At 68.9% G+C, this 15,053-nt stretch carries 17 protein-coding genes and 1 pseudogene; 7 read left to right on the forward strand and 11 right to left on the reverse strand.

Annotated elements, in window-relative coordinates; genetic code table 11:
• Positions 1-207: 207 nt before the first annotated feature.
• Positions 208-1,404, reverse strand: a complete 1,197-nt coding sequence (locus C492_RS13030; protein WP_008424281.1) for an MFS transporter — start codon at positions 1,402-1,404, stop codon at positions 208-210.
• Positions 1,405-1,474: 70 nt separating this feature from the next.
• The gene (locus C492_RS13035) at positions 1,475-1,852 is read right to left on the reverse strand and encodes a tautomerase family protein (RefSeq protein WP_008424282.1); all 378 of its coding nucleotides are present in this window, start codon (positions 1,850-1,852) and stop codon (positions 1,475-1,477) included.
• Positions 1,853-1,991: 139 nt separating this feature from the next.
• Between C492_RS13035 and C492_RS13040 the strand changes: the two genes are divergently transcribed.
• Both C492_RS13040 and C492_RS13045 read left to right on the forward strand, forming a co-directional pair.
• Positions 1,992-3,791, forward strand: coding sequence for an SLC13 family permease (locus C492_RS13040; RefSeq protein WP_008424283.1), 1,800 nt, complete (start codon positions 1,992-1,994; stop codon positions 3,789-3,791).
• Positions 3,792-3,898: 107 nt separating this feature from the next.
• Positions 3,899-4,129 carry a winged helix-turn-helix transcriptional regulator gene (locus C492_RS13045; protein WP_008424284.1) on the forward strand — a complete coding sequence of 77 codons (231 nt, stop codon included), beginning with the start codon at positions 3,899-3,901 and terminating at the stop codon, positions 4,127-4,129.
• Positions 4,130-4,211: 82 nt separating this feature from the next.
• Here C492_RS13045 and C492_RS13050 read toward each other — a convergent pair whose 3' ends face one another.
• The 3 genes from C492_RS13050 to C492_RS13060 form a co-directional block, all read right to left on the reverse strand.
• The gene (locus tag C492_RS13050; protein WP_008424286.1) at positions 4,212-5,144 is read right to left on the reverse strand and encodes an SDR family oxidoreductase; all 933 of its coding nucleotides are present in this window, start codon (positions 5,142-5,144) and stop codon (positions 4,212-4,214) included.
• Between the two features lie 103 nt (positions 5,145-5,247).
• Positions 5,248-6,039 carry an endonuclease V gene (locus C492_RS13055; RefSeq protein ID WP_008424288.1) on the reverse strand — a complete coding sequence of 264 codons (792 nt, stop codon included), beginning with the start codon at positions 6,037-6,039 and terminating at the stop codon, positions 5,248-5,250.
• A 57-nt stretch (positions 6,040-6,096) separates the two neighbouring features.
• Positions 6,097-7,014, reverse strand: a complete 918-nt coding sequence (locus C492_RS13060; protein ID WP_049893053.1) for a rhomboid family intramembrane serine protease — start codon at positions 7,012-7,014, stop codon at positions 6,097-6,099.
• Between the two features lie 215 nt (positions 7,015-7,229).
• Here C492_RS13060 and C492_RS13065 point away from each other — a divergent pair, with 215 nt between their 5' ends.
• From C492_RS13065 to C492_RS24660, 4 genes are all read left to right on the forward strand, one after another.
• On the forward strand, positions 7,230-7,670 hold the full coding sequence (locus C492_RS13065) for a DUF5788 family protein (RefSeq protein WP_008424291.1): 441 nt from the start codon (positions 7,230-7,232) through the stop codon (positions 7,668-7,670).
• On the forward strand, positions 7,667-9,436 hold the full coding sequence (gene polX / locus C492_RS13070) for a DNA polymerase/3'-5' exonuclease PolX (protein ID WP_008424293.1): 1,770 nt from the start codon (positions 7,667-7,669) through the stop codon (positions 9,434-9,436). Before C492_RS13065 ends, polX begins: the two co-directional genes overlap by 4 nt.
• Positions 9,437-9,901, forward strand: coding sequence for a Mut7-C RNAse domain-containing protein (locus C492_RS13075; RefSeq protein ID WP_008424295.1), 465 nt, complete (start codon positions 9,437-9,439; stop codon positions 9,899-9,901). It begins immediately after the preceding gene.
• Between the two features lie 74 nt (positions 9,902-9,975).
• On the forward strand, positions 9,976-10,143 hold the full coding sequence (locus tag C492_RS24660; RefSeq protein WP_169333455.1) for a hypothetical protein: 168 nt from the start codon (positions 9,976-9,978) through the stop codon (positions 10,141-10,143).
• Here the strand turns inward: C492_RS24660 and C492_RS13085 are convergent.
• The 3 genes from C492_RS13085 to C492_RS13095 form a co-directional block, all read right to left on the reverse strand.
• Positions 10,137-10,901: a PHP-associated domain-containing protein gene (locus tag C492_RS13085; protein ID WP_008424299.1), complete on the reverse strand. Its 765-nt coding sequence runs from the start codon at positions 10,899-10,901 to the stop codon at positions 10,137-10,139. The genes C492_RS24660 and C492_RS13085 overlap by 7 nt on opposite strands.
• A gap of 383 nt (positions 10,902-11,284) precedes the next feature.
• Positions 11,285-11,722, reverse strand: coding sequence for a transcription elongation factor Spt5 (locus C492_RS13090; RefSeq protein WP_008424301.1), 438 nt, complete (start codon positions 11,720-11,722; stop codon positions 11,285-11,287).
• Positions 11,722-11,907, reverse strand: coding sequence for a protein translocase SEC61 complex subunit gamma (locus C492_RS13095; RefSeq protein WP_008424303.1), 186 nt, complete (start codon positions 11,905-11,907; stop codon positions 11,722-11,724). Before C492_RS13095 ends, C492_RS13090 begins: the two co-directional genes overlap by 1 nt.
• A 139-nt stretch (positions 11,908-12,046) precedes the next feature.
• Between C492_RS13095 and C492_RS13100 the strand changes: the two are divergent.
• A pseudogene (locus C492_RS13100) lies at positions 12,047-12,247 on the forward strand (hypothetical protein).
• Positions 12,248-12,284: 37 nt separating this feature from the next.
• Here C492_RS13100 and C492_RS13105 read toward each other — a convergent pair.
• The 3 genes from C492_RS13105 to C492_RS13115 form a co-directional block, all read right to left on the reverse strand.
• On the reverse strand, positions 12,285-13,241 hold the full coding sequence (locus tag C492_RS13105) for a TIGR03557 family F420-dependent LLM class oxidoreductase (protein WP_008424305.1): 957 nt from the start codon (positions 13,239-13,241) through the stop codon (positions 12,285-12,287).
• 63 nt (positions 13,242-13,304) lie between these two features.
• Positions 13,305-14,342, reverse strand: a complete 1,038-nt coding sequence (locus C492_RS13110) for a S1C family serine protease (RefSeq protein ID WP_008424306.1) — start codon at positions 14,340-14,342, stop codon at positions 13,305-13,307.
• A gap of 199 nt (positions 14,343-14,541) precedes the next feature.
• Positions 14,542-15,042: an SHOCT domain-containing protein gene (locus tag C492_RS13115; protein ID WP_008424308.1), complete on the reverse strand. Its 501-nt coding sequence runs from the start codon at positions 15,040-15,042 to the stop codon at positions 14,542-14,544.
• Between the last annotated feature and the right edge of the window lie 11 nt (positions 15,043-15,053).

A 15,053-nucleotide genomic window follows, 5' to 3' on the forward strand; every position in this document is an offset into this window, starting at 1 on the left:
CGCTCAGAGATGTGTATAAGAGACAGCGACACCTCCTCGTGGACGTGGAGGACGTCGACCGCGATTTCGTCGCGGGCGCGGGGTAACTCGAGGACGGCCTCGGCCTGTGCGCGAGCGCGGGCCTCGCTGTCGTCGATAGGGAGTAAAACGCGGTACATGAGCGGGGCTTCGTCCTCGGAGATCATAGTGGTTCGTCCTTCGACTCGATCAGTCGGCCAGCGCGGGGTCGTCGATCGGCGGCTCGCTGCGAACCGCGACGACAAGCAGGCCCGCGGCGAGAACGCAGCCGGCGCCGAGCAGCCACCACGAGGCGCGGTAGCCGACGGCGTCGGCGAGGTAGCCGAACGCGGGCGGGGCGACGATCGAGCCGGCGACCAGCGCGAGCTGTCCGCCCGCGGTCGCCCCGCCCATCTCCTCGCTGCCGACCAGCGTCGACATACAGGAGTAGTAGACGCCCGTATTTCCGAGGGCGAAAAAGCCCAGCGCCGCGAACGCGACGGCGGCGCCGATCGGGCTCGAGGTCGCGGCGACGACTCCGAACAGGACGGCGCTGGCGAGCGCCTGGACGATCAGGATCGCCCCGATCCGGCGCTGTGGATCGCCCGGGAGCGCGTCGCTCAGCCACCCCGTCGCGATCCGGCCGGCGCTGCCGAACAGCTGGGCCGTCGCGAGGACGACCCCGCCGAAGGCGACCGAGGTGCCGACTTCTTCCTCGAGGAACAGGACGGTGTACCCCGTCGTGGTAAACAGCGCCGCGCCGAGGAAAAACCCCGCCGCGACCAGCCAGCGGTACGGGCGATTCTTCGACAGCGCCCGGAAGTCGGGGTACTCGGCGGTCCCGCCGCCGTCGGAGCCGTCGTACAGCGCCGCGAAGATGAGGGCGACGACGAACCCGACGCCGGCGGCGACGAGAAAGCCCGCTTGCCAGAAGAACAGGCCGGCGAGTCCGGTCACGAGCAGGGCGCTGATCCCGCTGCCGGCGGTGACCCCGACCTGCTTGATCCCGACCGCGAGGTTCTGGCGACCCGCGGCGACGTTGTCGTAAACGGCCTTGTTCGTCCCCGGGATCGCGCTCGCGTACGCCGAGCCCAGGAAGAAGGCGGCGACGAGCAGCAGGGCGACCGACGGTGCGCCCGCGACGAGCGTCGCGCCCGCGGCGAGGCCGACGAGGCCGACCACGAGCGAGCGGTACTCGCCGAAGCGATCGATCAGCGCACCGACGGGGAGCAGGAAGACCGCGTAGCCAAGCGTCAGGGCGGTGACGACGAACCCGACCTGGAACCGGGAGAGGCCGAACTCCGCGCGGAACAACGGCGTCGCCGCGAAGACGGTGTAGTAACAGATACTCGCGGCGACCTGCCAGAGCGCGATCAGCGAGACCGTCCGGCGGTCGGACCGATCCATCGACCGCGCCTTTCCGACGGGACCGCTTTACCGTGACGGAACCGGCGGGCGGCACGGCGCTCTCGATCCGTTACGCTTCGCCGTCCCACTCGCCGCCGACCCGATCGACGCCCATCATCGCCTCGCCCTCGTGTTCGGTGAACACGACCTTCATGTTCTCGTCGGGGATCTCGAGGGCGTCGCCGGCGTAGGCCATCGTTTCGAGCGCGAACGCCCGCTTGCGCTCGAACGGCCGTCCGCGCCGGATCTCGGCGTCGAGAAAGAGCAACGGTCCTTCGACCTCGCGACCGAGGTGCATCGCCGAGGGATCGCGCTCGCGGATCGTCACCGCGACGTGGCCCGTCGTCGTCTCCATCTCCTCGGCGTACAGCGCCGTCACCCGCTCTGCGAGCCCAGTCCGTTCCTCGGCCGACAGCGACCGGGTCGTGTCGAACTGTAACAGTGGCACGCCTCGAGTTACTCCGGCGACGATATGTGCGTTCCGGCGCTCCTCGAGACCCGATCCCGCGGGAACGTCTAACGCCGGTGACACACTCTCGCGAGCGAACCTCGGCATTTTTAATCCCGGGTTCGCAACGCTCGTGCAGATGGTATCGAACTCCCTCGACAGGTGTCAGCTCGCTATACAGCGGTTCTGGGGGTACCTGTGGTTCCTTAACGAACGGACGAAGGCCTACCTCACGCTCGACGGTCACGCGATCGCCGAGGACCTCGACGAACTCTCGGCGGCGGAGCGACGCGTCGCCAGGGAAGCGTTTACCGACGGCGGCAGCGACGCGCCCGACGATCCCGAGCGCGGCGGCCTCGGCGGCGGGGACGACGGGGACGGCTCCGACGGCGACCGATCCCCGTTCGACGTCGGCGGCAGCTACGAGCTGCGACAGAAGATCGGATTCGTCCTCGGCCCCGTGCTGTTCGCGGCGATCTTCCTGTCGCCGACGCCCGAGGGGCTGACCCCTGAAGGACAGGCCGTCGCCGCGGTCACCGCGTGGGTCGCCGTCTGGTGGATGTCCGAGGCGATCCCGATCCCGGCGACGTCGCTGTTGCCGATCGTCCTCTTCCCGCTGACGGGCGCGTTGCCGGTCGCGGACACGACGCCCTCCTACGCCAGCCCGCTGATCTTCCTGTTTATGGGCGGCTTTTTCCTCGCGATGGCGATGCAGCGCTGGGGGCTGCACCGACGGATCGCCCTGCGGACGATCAAGGCCGTCGGCACCGAACCATCGCGGCTCATCCTCGGGTTCATGCTCGCGACGGCGTTTCTCTCGATGTGGGTCTCCAACAGCGCGACCGTGATGATGATGGTGCCGATCGCGCTGGCGGTCATCTACCAGACCGCCGACCTGATCGACGAGACCGGCCTCGATATCGAAACCGCCGAGGGCGAGTTCTCCTTCGGCGTCGCCCTGATGCTGTGTATCGCCTACGGCGCCTCGGTCGGCGGCGTCGCGACGCTGATCGGCACGCCGCCGAACATCCTCTTCGCCGGCCAGGCCGGCGAGCTGTTCGGCACGACGATCGGCTTCGCCGAGTGGATGCTCTACGGCGTCCCGATCTCGCTCGTCGGGCTCGTTGCAGTCTACGTCTACGTCACCCGGGTCGCGATCTCGCCGCAGTTCGACGAACTGCCGATCGGCGCCGACACGATCGACCGCGAGCTCGAGCGACTCGGTCCGACGAGCACCCAGGAACGGATGGTGCTCGTCGTCTTCGTCGGAATGGCGCTGTCCTGGATCGGCGCCAGCCTGCTCGAGCCGGCCCTGGGGATCGTCCCGCCGGAAGACGCCGACACGATCGTCGCCATCGGCGGCGCGCTCGTCCTCTTCACCCTGCCGACGAAAACCGAAGACGGCGACCACACGTTCCTGCTCGACTGGACCAACGGCGTCGACATCCCCTGGGGCGTCATCCTCCTGTTCGGCGGCGGACTCGCCATCGCCTCGGGCTTCGGGGACACCGGGCTCGCCGCCTGGATCGGCGAACAGCTGGCCGCCCTCGAGGGCGTCTCGATGGTCCTCATCCTGCTGGCGGTCGTCACGATGACGATCTTCCTGACCGAGGTCACCTCGAACACGGCGACCACGGCGATGCTGATGCCGATCCTCGCCGGCGTCGCGGTCGGCATCGGCGTCCACCCCTACGGGCTGATGATCGCCGGCGCGACCGCCGCGTCGTTCGCGTTCATGCTCCCGGTCGCGACGCCCCCGAACGCGATCGTCTTCGGCAGCGGTTACATCTCCCTGCCCCAGATGGCCCGCGTCGGGATCGGGCTCAACGTCATCGGCATCGCGCTGATCACGACCGTCGCGCTGCTGTGGCTCCCGATGGCCTGGGGGATCGACATCGCGACGCTACCGACCGAGTTCGCCGAGGCGTTCAGCGGGTAGCCGGCGATCGCTCGTATCCGGCTCGAGCGCTTCCCTCGGAGCCGTTCTCACCGACTGGGAACCGGAGCGCCATTCATCCCTCGCTCGGACAATGTCGAGGTATACCAATGCCGACGGACGAACCGCCTTCCGGCCGGAGCGACTGCGAGATCCTCGAGACACTGACCGACGGCGGTCCGATGACGATCTCCCAGCTGGCCGATCGCCTCGCCGCGCACCCGGTAACGATCGACCGCCGGTGTCGCGAACTCCAGCGGGCCGGGCGCGTCCGTCGGTGTCCGGGCGGGGCGTTCGCCGTCGACGACTCCGGAACCGACGCTCGAGCGACCGGTGACTGACTATCGGCTCGCGCTCGAGGCGGCGCTATCGCCGTGTGCTCTCCTTCGTCCCGGCGTCGAAGCTGTAACGACGGCCGCGAGATCAGACCAGCTTGCGGACGACGCCGTAGAGCGCGTCCTGCAGTCGGTCGGGGAGGAACCGGGCGTAGACGCCCAGCTGACCGATCGGGCCGACGGGGTAGCGGGCGGGGGGCTCCGAGCGGATCGCGGACTCGACGATCGCCGTCGCGACCTCCGCGGACGTCGAGGCGAACGGGCCGCCCTGGCCGCCGCCGATCAGCTGGGCCTCGTCGTAGATCTCGTACAGCGACTCGTAGGCCGGCGTGCGCTCCGAGCCGGGCAGTTCCTCGTCGACCCGGTCGGAGAACTCGCTCTCGATCGGGCCGGGCTCGATCAACACGACCTCGATGCCGAACTCCTCGACCTCGCCCCGCAAGGCGTCGGTCATCGCCTCGAGGGCGTGTTTCGACCCCGAGTAGGCGCCGTAGCCGGGGAACGAGACTCGGCCCGCGACGCTCGAGACGTTGACGATCCGCCCCGCGCCCTGGGCGCGCATGTGCGGCAGCGCGGCGCGGGCGAGGCGGTGGGGACCGTAGACGTTGACGTCGAACTGGCGGTGGAGGTCGACCGTCGAGATGTCCTCGATCGGTCCCATCTGGGCGTACCCCGCGTTGTTCACGAGACAGTCGATCGCGCCGCCGATCTCGACGGTGCGCTCGACGACGTCGGCGACCTGGTCGGGGTCGGTGACGTCTAACTCGAGGGTCGTACAGCCGAGTTCCTCGAGGTCCGCGATGTCGTCGACGTTCCGGGCCGTCGCGATCACCTGCCAGTCCCGCTCGAGGAACGCCCGCGCGGTCGCGTGGCCGACCCCCGACGAGCAGCCAGTGATCAGCACGCACTGCTTGCGCGTGTACCGGTCCTCGGTCGCGTCGGTCGTCGTTTCCCGTCCGGCGTCGTCCGCGGCGGTCGCGTCGTCGCCCGCCCGGTCGTCGGCTTCCTCAGCGATGGCCATGCGTGACCGTTTCGGGTGAGGGTGCCTAAGTATCGACGGTTTATCGTGCCGGTCGAAACGGCAGTCACCGCGAGCGACCGATCGGTCGTCGATCCCCCGTCCCTCACTCCTCGAGCCCGCGTTTCGCCTCGTTGGCGTAGCTGTCGGCCAGCCGGACGGGATCGGGGAGCTTGTACGACGACGACAGCGCGAGGGCGACGTCGGCCGCGGTCTCGGGACCGACGCGGTGGCCCGGACTGACGTACAGCGGGTTGATGTACCGATCCGGCGAGTCGTACTGGCGGGTCTGGACGGCGTAGCCCAGCAGCGTACCGTCCTCGGCGTCGACCCTCGAGTTCGCCTCGATCCCGACCCGCGTCCCCTCGGGCAGGTCCTCGAGGTCCCCGCGCGGGCTCCCACAGAGCAGGCTCTTGGCGATCCCGATACTCGGCGCGTCCAGCACGACGCCCATGTGGGTCGCGATCCCGGCCTGTCGGAAGTGGATGCGCCCGCTGCCGTCGAACAGGAGGAGGTCTGGTTCGACCGACAGCTCCTCGAGCGCGTCGAGAATCGGCGCCCCCTCTCGAAAGGAGAGCAGGCCCGGGATGTAAGGGATCGAAAGCGGCGTCACCGCGTGGACCCGTTCGATCACCTCGCCGCCCTGCACGGCGACGACGGCCGACAGCGCCCGGTCCTGGTCGCCCGCCTCGTTCGTGAGGAAGGCCTGGTCGACGCCCGCGACGATCGGGGGCTCGCCGGCGCTCGCCGACGCCGCCAGCGGGTCGCCGAGGACGGCGGGATCGAACTCGAGGTCGTCCTCGAAGACCGCGGCCTCGGCGATCTCGCGCTGGAGGGCTTCCATGTCGGCTCGCTCGAGCGAGGCGTCGGGGACGAGGGTCGGGCGGGAGACGTGCATCGGTGGCTCGAGGTTGCGGCCGAGGGAAAATCAGTGCGTGGGCTTTCGGCTGCGCGCTCAGAAGCGGCGGCGACCGCCGGGGCCGCCCGGACCCCCGGGGCCGCCTCCGCCGAGCTGGAACTGGTCGGGCGTCCGGACGTTCCTGGTCCGTCTGATGTACTCGCCGTAGCCCAGTCCGATCAGGAGGCCGACCAGGTGGGCGCCGTGAGCGATCGGGCCGCCGCCGCCGGTCCCGATGTAGACGACGCTGATCAGCGCCGTCCCGATCGTGAGCACCCAGATCGGGACGGGGAGGATGAAGTAGAGGTAGACCTTGAGATTCGGGTTCAGAACCGTCAGCACGCCCATGATCGCGAGCGCGGCGCCGCTGGCGCCGAGCACGCTCGTGGGGACGCCCTGGGCGGCGGAGATGGCGACCTGTCCGAGTCCCGCGAGAGCGCCGCTGACGACGAAGAGGATCGCGAAGTTCTTCGAGCCGACGTAGCGCTCGACGAGGGGTCCGAAGAAGAACACTACGATGCTGTTGAACACGAGGTGCGTGATACCACCGGGGTCGTGCGCGAAGACGGACGTGACCCACGTCCAGACGTACTCGGGGTGCGCCGTCGAGAGCGTAAACAGCGCGCCGTGTAGCGCCTGTCCGCCGACGAACAGCGCGATCCACTGGCAGAGGAAGGTGATCCACATCAGCGCGAGGAACGTGTAGGTCGCGTTCCCGCGGAAGTACCCCAGCGGCCCGCCCGGCCCGGTGTCGATCGGGAGCTTGTCCAGCAGGCTCGTGTTTCCGGATCGGCCCCCGCTCTCGACGCCGTCGTCGAACCCGCTGTCGAAGACCCCCTGGGGATCGTTCCAGTTGTTGAGACTCGTACAGTCGTGGTTCTCCGGCAGGCGGTGTTCGGAGCAGTAAGTGCCACCACAGTGCCGGCAGTTGTAGGGCATGCTCTCTTCTCTCCCACACACGTCGCACGTGGCCATTGCGCGAGGATAGGGGTGGCACTACCAAGGGACTTGGGGTTCAGATCCGACGCTGACGGGCAATTCTCGAGATCGGACCGAGGTTGCACTCGAGTCGCGGTCGAACTCGGATCCCGACTCGCGGGAGACCGCGCCCGCCTCGTGTGGGGACCGTCGCCGAAGCGCCGACGGTGCCGGAACGTACATTTTTGCCGTTCAGCGCCCAACGGATGGGTGTGCAAGAGTACGAGCGCAAGCAGCTGCTCGAGCGCGTCGAGCGCGAAGGCGCCACCGTCGGTGCGGACATCCCGGAGACGATCACCGTCCAGGGCGAGGAGATCGACCTCCGGACCTTCGTCTTCGAGATCAAGCGCCGCGACACGGTGCCCCCCGGCGAGCGCGACCGCGTCGAGCAGGCCAAACGGAACCTGCGCCGCGAGCGCCTCGAGCGCCTCGAGACCATCGAGGAAGGCGCGGTCTCCCGCGAGGAGGGCGAGGAACTCGCCCAGGGGATCATCGGCATCGATCGCGCGTTAAACGCCCTCGAGAACCTCGGTCCGACCGACCTCGAGCGCGAGCAGCAGGCGAAACGGGCAGCCGACACGAAGCGCTGGATGTCGTTCCTCAAGCAGGCGCTGGGTCAGGAAGAGGGCGGGAGCGCCCGGAGGGGGCGATGACGACCAACGCCGAACTCGCGGGGCGGCTCGAGGAGTTCGCCGACCTGCTCGAGGCCGACGACGTCGAGTACAAACCCCGCGCCTACCGGCGGGCGGCCGAAAGCGTCCGCGCCCACCCGACGCCGATCGCCGACTACGTCGCCGCGGACGACCGCGAGTCGATCGAGACGATCGACCACGTCGGCGACGCCATCGCCTCGAAGATCGTCGAGTACGTCGAGACCGGCGCGATCGAGGAACTCGAGGAGCTGCGCGCCGAGTTGCCGATCGACATCGCCGACCTCACCCGCATCGAGGGCGTCGGCCCGAAGACGGCGGGCAAGCTCTACCGCGAGCTGGGGATCCAGAGCCTAGACGACCTCGAGGCCGCCGCCGAGGCCGGCGAGGTGCAGGAGGTGAAGGGGTTCGGTCCGAAAACCGAGCAGAACATCCTGGAGAACCTCGAGTTCGCCCGCACGATCGGTCAGCGCCAGCTGCTCGGGGAGGCCCGACCGCTGGCCGACGACGTGCTGGCCTTCCTCGAGTCCGTCGGGACGGTCGAGCGCTGCGAGGTTGCCGGCTCCATCCGGCGCTGGCGCGAGACCATCGGGGACGTCGACGTACTCGTGGCGACCGAGGACGCCGAGGACGTGATCGACGAGTTCGTCGACTGGAACTCCGTCGACGACGAGATCGAGTCCGGCCCCGCGAAGGCCAGCGTCCGCGTCGGCGAGATCCGGGTCGACCTGCGGACCGTGGTCCCCGAGGAGTTCGGCTCCGCCCTGCAGTACTTCACCGGGAGCAAGGACCACAACATCACGCTGCGCAACTACGCGATCGATCGCGACGTCAAACTGAACGAGTACGGCGCGTTCGACGTCTCCGGTATCGACGACCCCGATTCGGGTGAGGGAACCGACGGAAGGCAGCGTGTCGGCGACCGCGTCGCCGGCGAGGACGAGGCAGGGATGTACGAGGCGCTCGGACTCGAGTGGATCCCGCCCGAGCTGCGCGAGGACCGCGGCGAGATCGACGCCGCGGCCGACGGCGACCTCCCGGAGCTGCTCACCCGCGACGATATCCGCGGCGACCTCCACACCCACACCGAGTGGTCCGACGGCAACACCTCGATCGAGGCGATGGTCGAGGCGGCCGCGGAGATGGGCTACGACTACTACGGCGTCGCCGACCACGCCGAGGGACCGGGCGTCGTCGCCGATATGGGCCTCAGCGATACCGAGATCCTCGAGCAGGTCGAGGCGATCCGCGAGGTCGCGGCCGCGGCCGACGTCGAGGTGCTCGCCGGAATCGAAGCCAACGTCGACGCCGACGGCGGGATCGGCCTCGGCGAGGAGGTCGTCGACGCCCTCGACGTGATCGTCGCCTCGCCCCACAGCGCGCTCGGCCAGGACGCCGAGACGGCCACGGCTCGACTCCGGACTGCGATCGAGAACCCCGCCGTCGACGTGCTCGGCCACCCGAGCGGACGGCTGCTCAACGAGCGCTCCGGGCTCGAGTTCGACGCGACCGCGCTCGGCGAAGCCGCGGCCGACCACGGAACGGCCCTCGAGATCAACGCCAACCCGAAGCGGCTCGACCTCTGGGGCAGCGCCGTCCAGGCCGCGATCGATGCGGGCGCGCCGATCGCGGTCGACACCGACGCCCACCAGCCCGCGACGCTCGAGTACGTGCGCTGGGGCGTCCACACCGCCCGCCGGGGCTGGGCCGAACCCGCGGACGTGATCAATACCCGGGAACTCGAGGAGCTACGGGCGTTCCTGCACTGAATGGAGATTCTCCTCGACGTCATGTGCGGCGGGCTCGTCGCCTACCTGCGGATGTGCGGCCACGATACCGCCTACGCCGGGGACCGCGACCTCGAGGCCGACGACGCCCTGCTCGCGTCCTCGAAGGCCGAGGACCGCACCCTCGTCACGAGAGACGTTCAGCTCGCGACCCGCGCCGACGCCTCGATCCTGCTCGAGTCCCGCGAGGTCGAGACCCAGCTCGCCGAACTCGCGTCCGCGGGGGTCGACCTCTCCCTCGAGGGCGATCCCTCCCGCTGCGGGCGCTGCAACGGCCCGCTCGAGGCGGTCGACCCCGCGGCGTCGACGCCCGAGTACGCGCCCGATCCCGACGAGTTCGCGGTGTGGCGCTGTCGGGGCTGCGGCCAGCACTTCTGGCGCGGGAGCCACTGGGCGCGGGTCGAACGCACGCTCGAGGCGGTCCGCGACGCCTCGCGCGAGGAGTGACCGACCGCCCGTCGGAGGCGTCTCGAGGTCCGTCGGCCGAACGGTTTCGGGGATCGACGTCGAACTCGAAACTGATGGCAAACGATACCACAGACCTCGACCGTGCGGGCAAGCAGGCGGCCTACATCACCGACGAGTGGACGACCGATCCGGCGATCATGCAGACGCAGGCGCTGTGTTACGTCGGACTGCAACTCGAGCGCATCGCGGACGCACTCGAGGACGACGTCCAGGATCAGTAGACCGCGACGTCGTCGAATCGACCGTCGTAGGCGATGTGGTCGGGATGGGTCGGTTCGATACCCGAGAGGAAACAGCGGTCGACCTTCTTCCAGGTGTTCTCGTAGCCGAGGTGGGCGAGCTCCTGGGCCGACGTCCGCAGCTGTCGCGGTCCGTTGTCGTGAACGGCCCGCCGGGCGACGCGGTTCTCGAGGGCGGCGACCAGATCGGCCTCGGACTCGATCGTCGCCTCGAAGGCGGTGTAAGCGACGCCGACCGAGCTCGGCAGGTGAGCGTACGAGGACGCAAACGGCGGGTAGGAGAGCATGTCTGCCAGCTCGCGGGCGCGGCGGTTGTGCGACGGGAGGTGTTTCGGGTTGTAGATCTCGATCGCGTCGATCGTCCGCGCGTACGTGCGCAGCTCGGGCTCGCCGAGACTGACCGTCGCGAACTCGGGGTGGGGGACGAGCACCGCGGCCCCCTGGCGGTCGAACTCGGCCATCGCCACCTCGAGGGGAATGAAGTCCGGGACGGGCTCGGAGAGCCCGATCGCGAGGACGTGTTTGCGGTCCCGCCAGGTGCCGGTGAAGACCTCCCTGGCCGGGACGACGAGCAGGTCGTCGCTCGAGTAGGCCGCCGCGCGCTCGCGGATCTCCGGCAGACGGGTGAAATGCGGTGCGTAGACGATTGCGTCGAGGCCGGCACGCATCGCGCGCTCGACGACGGCGTCGTTGAGCACTTTCACGTGACAGTCGACCCGAACTTCCTCTCCGTCGCTCACGAGTACGTCGCCCCTTTCGCGAGCGTCGGGTTATGCATTCTGATTCCGATACCGTCTGACGGCGCGGTGACGAGTTTGCGGCGACCACTGCGCCCTCGTGGCCGTTTCACCTGGGCGTGGGGCCGTCTGCAAAGGAGCGCCGAGCGAACCGATTCGTTACCGCTCGTCGGAGTCACTCACGGACACGGTGTGCCCGTTCGTACTGTCTGACGAACTATCGTTCGTCACTGTCGAGCACGCGAATCTGGTCGCCTCGAACCGTCACACGCCTAAATTTTACTGCGTCGGGTTCGCTCACACCGTTCGCTCACCACCCCTTGCAAAATTTAGTACAAAACTTTCTCGACGCGATCCGTCAGGAGAGCGTCGAGCGAACCGACTCGCTACCGCTCGTCGGAGTCCAGCACCCGGATCTGGTCGCCCCGCACCGTCACTGGGATCGGAACCGTCGCCTCGTACAGTTCGACCGTCACCTGATCCTTCCCCTCGTCGATGCGCTGGACCTGGGCCTTCTCGCCTTTGAACGGGCCGGCGATGAGCTCGACGATGTCCCCTTCGGCGATCCCCTCGACGTCCGGCTTCGGCGAGAGGAAGTGCTCGACCTCCGAGATGTCCGACTTCCCGGGGACCATGCTTCGCGCGTGAGGGATATCCTCGAGCACGCGGGTGATCACGGAGTCGTCGTCGGCCTCGACCATCACGTAGGAGGTCAGCGAGTCCGGCGCGAGCGCGGCGTGGATCTCGGGCTCCTCGCGGTTGATGATCATGTCGGCGACGGTGCGCTCCTGGCTGGCCGTGGTCTTGACTGCGTAGATGCCCATTAGAAGGCACCACCGGCGTCGCCGGTCAGGAGTACCATAATTGCGCCGATGACGAACCCGAGGAACCCGACGAGCAGGATTCCCGCACCGGCGATCTTCGATACCTGGAGGAACTCCTCGCTCGTGGGCGTCGTCGCCATCTTCAACACCCGAACGTACGAGGTGAGGTCGTACGGAACGTCCATATCTATCCGTTCACAGTGCGGGCTCTTTTATCTGTCTTTCGTGTCAGCTACCCTTTCCTTGAAACGAAACGTCCTCGCGGCCGACGTTGCAGTCGACGGCCCGAGGACCAAACCGCTCGGTCCCGAAACCGAAGTCGGTATGGCCGAAGACGACACCGACCGCGCCGACGAGTACGAGGCAGAACGGGAAGCCGAGGTCGAGGAGTAACTCGAGCGCGTCGACCGCGAGGACGACGCGACCGACGACGGCGACGAGGACCTGGGCACCCAGAACGCGCCGCGCTCGGACGGAGAACAGCCCGACGACCTCGAGGAGGCGGAAGGCGAGACCGACTCCTGACGCTCGAGCGCCCGCACGGACTCGAGCCGTCCGTCGACTACTGTACCGCCGGCAGCACCTCCTCCTCGTAGAACTCGACGAACTCGGCCTGGTTCGAGCCGACGTTGTGGACCGCGACGTGATCGTAGCCGGCGTCGACGTACTCCCTGATCCCCTCGATGTGTTCCTCCGGGTCGGAGCCACAGACCACCACTTCCGCGACGTCCTCCGCCGTGACCGCCTCGGTCGCCTGCTCGAAGTGGGCGGGGGTCCGTAGCTCCCAGAGCAGCTCCCCCGGAAGCGCCGCCTGCGGCCAGATCTCGTGGGCGGTCTCGATCGCCTCCTGCTCGTCCTCGGCGTAACAGACGTCGATCTCGGCGTACCGGGGTTTGTCCTCGCCGCCGCCGTCCTCGAAGGCCTCGATCAGGTTCGGGTCGGGCGCGACCCCGACGAGACCGTCGCCGATCTCCCCCGCTTTGCGCGCCGTCTTCGGGCCATCCGCGGCGATCGGGATCGGCGGGAGCTCCTCGGGCAGCGTGTAGATCCTGGCGTTTTCGACGGTGTAGTACTCCCCGCGGTAGCTCGTCGTCTCGCCCTCCCACAGGGTGCGGATGAGGTCGACGGCCTCCTCGAGCATCTCGAGGCGTACCCGGTGTTCGGGCCAGCGATCGCCGAGTACGTGCTCGCTCAGGTTCTCGCCGGTGCCGACGCCGAGGAAGAACCGACCGGGGAGCTGTACCCCTGCGGTCGCGGCCGCCTGCGCGATGATCGCGGGGTGGTACCGCAGGATCGGACAGGTGATGCTGGTCCCCAGGGTGAGGTCGTCGGTCGCCTGCGAGATCGCGCCGATCACGTTCCAGACCAGCGGGCTCTCGCCCTGGCTCGAGGTCCAGGGGTGGAAGTGATCGGAGATCATCGCGAAGTCGAACGCGGACTCGTCGGCGAGTCGCGCGTACTCGGCGAGGTCGTTCGGGCCGTGCTCCTCGCAGATGAGTTTGTGACCGATTTCGGTCATACCTCGCTCCAGCACGCTCTCGTCCCTAATCGCTGGACCTGCGTTCGCCTGCGGAGCGGGCGGTCAGGGAACGTCCACGTCGGGTCGGGTCCCGAGCGCGAGCTCGACGGTCTCGCGCTCGCCGCCGCGGACGAACTCGATCTCGACGACGTCGCCCGGCGAGGTCTCGAGCGCGATCGTCGAGGCCAGTCGCTCCTGGTTGGGGATCTCCGCGCCGTCGACCGCGACGATCGCGTCGCCGCCGGCCGGAACCGACTCGCCGTCGACGGTCGCGACGCCGTCGGCCGGCTCGAGGACTCCGTCGGCCGGCGAACCCGGGACGACCTCTGCGACCAGCACGCCCCGGGGCTCCTCGAGGCCGTTGGCTTCGGCCAGCGCCGGGCGAACGGGGACGACGCTGACGCCCAGGTACGGGTGTTCGTACGAACCGTCCGCGGCGAGTGCGGGGACCACCCGCCGGGCGAGCGCCGCCGAGATCGCGAACCCGATCGTCTGGCCCGCGCCGGCGAAGACGACGCCGACGACGTCGCCCTCGAGGTCGACCAGCGGACCGCCGCTGTTGCCGGGGTTGACGGGCGCGTCGGTCTGTATCGCGGCGGGAATCGAGAATCCGCTGGGACTCGGCAGCGAGCGCTCGACCCCGCTTATCAGCCCCTGCGAGATCGAGGCGTCGAGCCCCAGCGGATTGCCGAGCGCGAGCACCTCCTGGCCGACGGTCGGCTCCGCGTCCGCGAACGACAGCGCTCCGGCGGCCTCGGGGGCGTCGTCGACCTCGAGGACCGCCAGATCGCCGTGGGCGTCCGAGCCGACGACCGCCGCGGTCCGCCACCGTTCGTCGCGAAACTGGAGTTCGACCTCGTCGGCCCCCTCGACGACGTGGTGGTTCGTGACGACGCGGTCGTCGTCGACGAGAAACCCCGATCCCAGTCCCTCGGTTCCCCCGTCCCCCCCGACGCTGACGAGGACGACGGCGTCGATCGACTCGGCGTAGATCTCGGCGTAGCGATCCTCCTGCGCGCTCGCGACGCCGCCGGCGCCCGCGGCGCCGACGGAGCCGACGGCGACGCCGAGCAGCCGTCTGCGTGTAACGTCTGGACTCACGCCCCTCCCCACCTCGAGCAGGCGGATAAAACGCTCACCCGCAGCTTCGCGGTCGGCCGGGAAACATCCTGCAGGCGTTCGGCCACCTCGGACTGCCCGACAGCGCGTCGTACCCAAAGCGCGCTCGAGGCCGATGGGAGGCGAGTCGGCGGACGTCCGCGGGGCCGACCGCTCGGCCGGGCGGACGGGTCTAGTAGTCCTAGGACTCGTCCTCTCGCTCGAGGGCGGTTCCGGATCGCCGTCGACTCGAGGCGTCGCCGTCGGCCAGCCGCTCCAGCTCCCGCTCGAACTCGTCGTCGCTCAGTTCGCCGGCGACGTACCGCTCCTTGAGCTTCCGCCGTCGATCCTCGGCCGTCGGCTCGACCCGATTCGAGGCGTCGAACCGGGCCAACAGCGGGTACCGTCGCTCGAGTCGCTCGACGACGGCGGCGAGCCGATCGTCGCGCGGAACCGACGCGCTCCGGAGGATCGAGACGACGGTCGCGGCGAGAAACCCGACGGCGACCAGCCCGAGGACGAGCCCGAGCAACACCCATTCGACGGCCTCGCCGAGCATCGCCAGCACGACGAACTCCTCGCCGTAGTACGTGCCGTCGGACAGCACCGACATCGCGTCCGCTAGCCCCAGCAGCGCGGTTCCGATCAAAAGCAGCCCCGCGATCAGAAATCCGCCGAAGTACAGCCAGCGGCGTGAGACCATACCTCGTCGTC

Source organism: Natronococcus jeotgali DSM 18795, assembly GCF_000337695.1.
GTDB classification, from domain to species: Archaea; Halobacteriota; Halobacteria; order Halobacteriales; family Natrialbaceae; genus Natronococcus; species Natronococcus jeotgali.

Excerpts from the sequence above, each read along its gene's own strand:
- C492_RS13030 (WP_008424281.1), bottom strand. The coding sequence starts at position 1,404 with ATGGATCGGTCCGACCGCCGGACGGTCTCGCTGATCGCGCTCTGGCAG.
- C492_RS13040 (WP_008424283.1), top strand. The coding sequence starts at position 1,992 with ATGGTATCGAACTCCCTCGACAGGTGTCAGCTCGCTATACAGCGGTTC.
- C492_RS13045 (WP_008424284.1), top strand. The coding sequence starts at position 3,899 with ATGCCGACGGACGAACCGCCTTCCGGCCGGAGCGACTGCGAGATCCTC.
- C492_RS13050 (WP_008424286.1), bottom strand. The coding sequence starts at position 5,144 with ATGGCCATCGCTGAGGAAGCCGACGACCGGGCGGGCGACGACGCGACC.
- C492_RS13055 (WP_008424288.1), bottom strand. The coding sequence starts at position 6,039 with ATGCACGTCTCCCGCCCGACCCTCGTCCCCGACGCCTCGCTCGAGCGA.
- C492_RS13060 (WP_049893053.1), bottom strand. The coding sequence starts at position 7,014 with ATGGCCACGTGCGACGTGTGTGGGAGAGAAGAGAGCATGCCCTACAAC.
- polX (WP_008424293.1), top strand. The coding sequence starts at position 7,667 with ATGACGACCAACGCCGAACTCGCGGGGCGGCTCGAGGAGTTCGCCGAC.
- C492_RS13075 (WP_008424295.1), top strand. The coding sequence starts at position 9,437 with ATGGAGATTCTCCTCGACGTCATGTGCGGCGGGCTCGTCGCCTACCTG.
- C492_RS24660 (WP_169333455.1), top strand. The coding sequence starts at position 9,976 with ATGGCAAACGATACCACAGACCTCGACCGTGCGGGCAAGCAGGCGGCC.
- C492_RS13090 (WP_008424301.1), bottom strand. The coding sequence starts at position 11,722 with ATGGGCATCTACGCAGTCAAGACCACGGCCAGCCAGGAGCGCACCGTC.
- C492_RS13095 (WP_008424303.1), bottom strand. The coding sequence starts at position 11,907 with ATGGACGTTCCGTACGACCTCACCTCGTACGTTCGGGTGTTGAAGATG.
- C492_RS13105 (WP_008424305.1), bottom strand. The coding sequence starts at position 13,241 with ATGACCGAAATCGGTCACAAACTCATCTGCGAGGAGCACGGCCCGAAC.
- C492_RS13115 (WP_008424308.1), bottom strand. The coding sequence starts at position 15,042 with ATGGTCTCACGCCGCTGGCTGTACTTCGGCGGATTTCTGATCGCGGGG.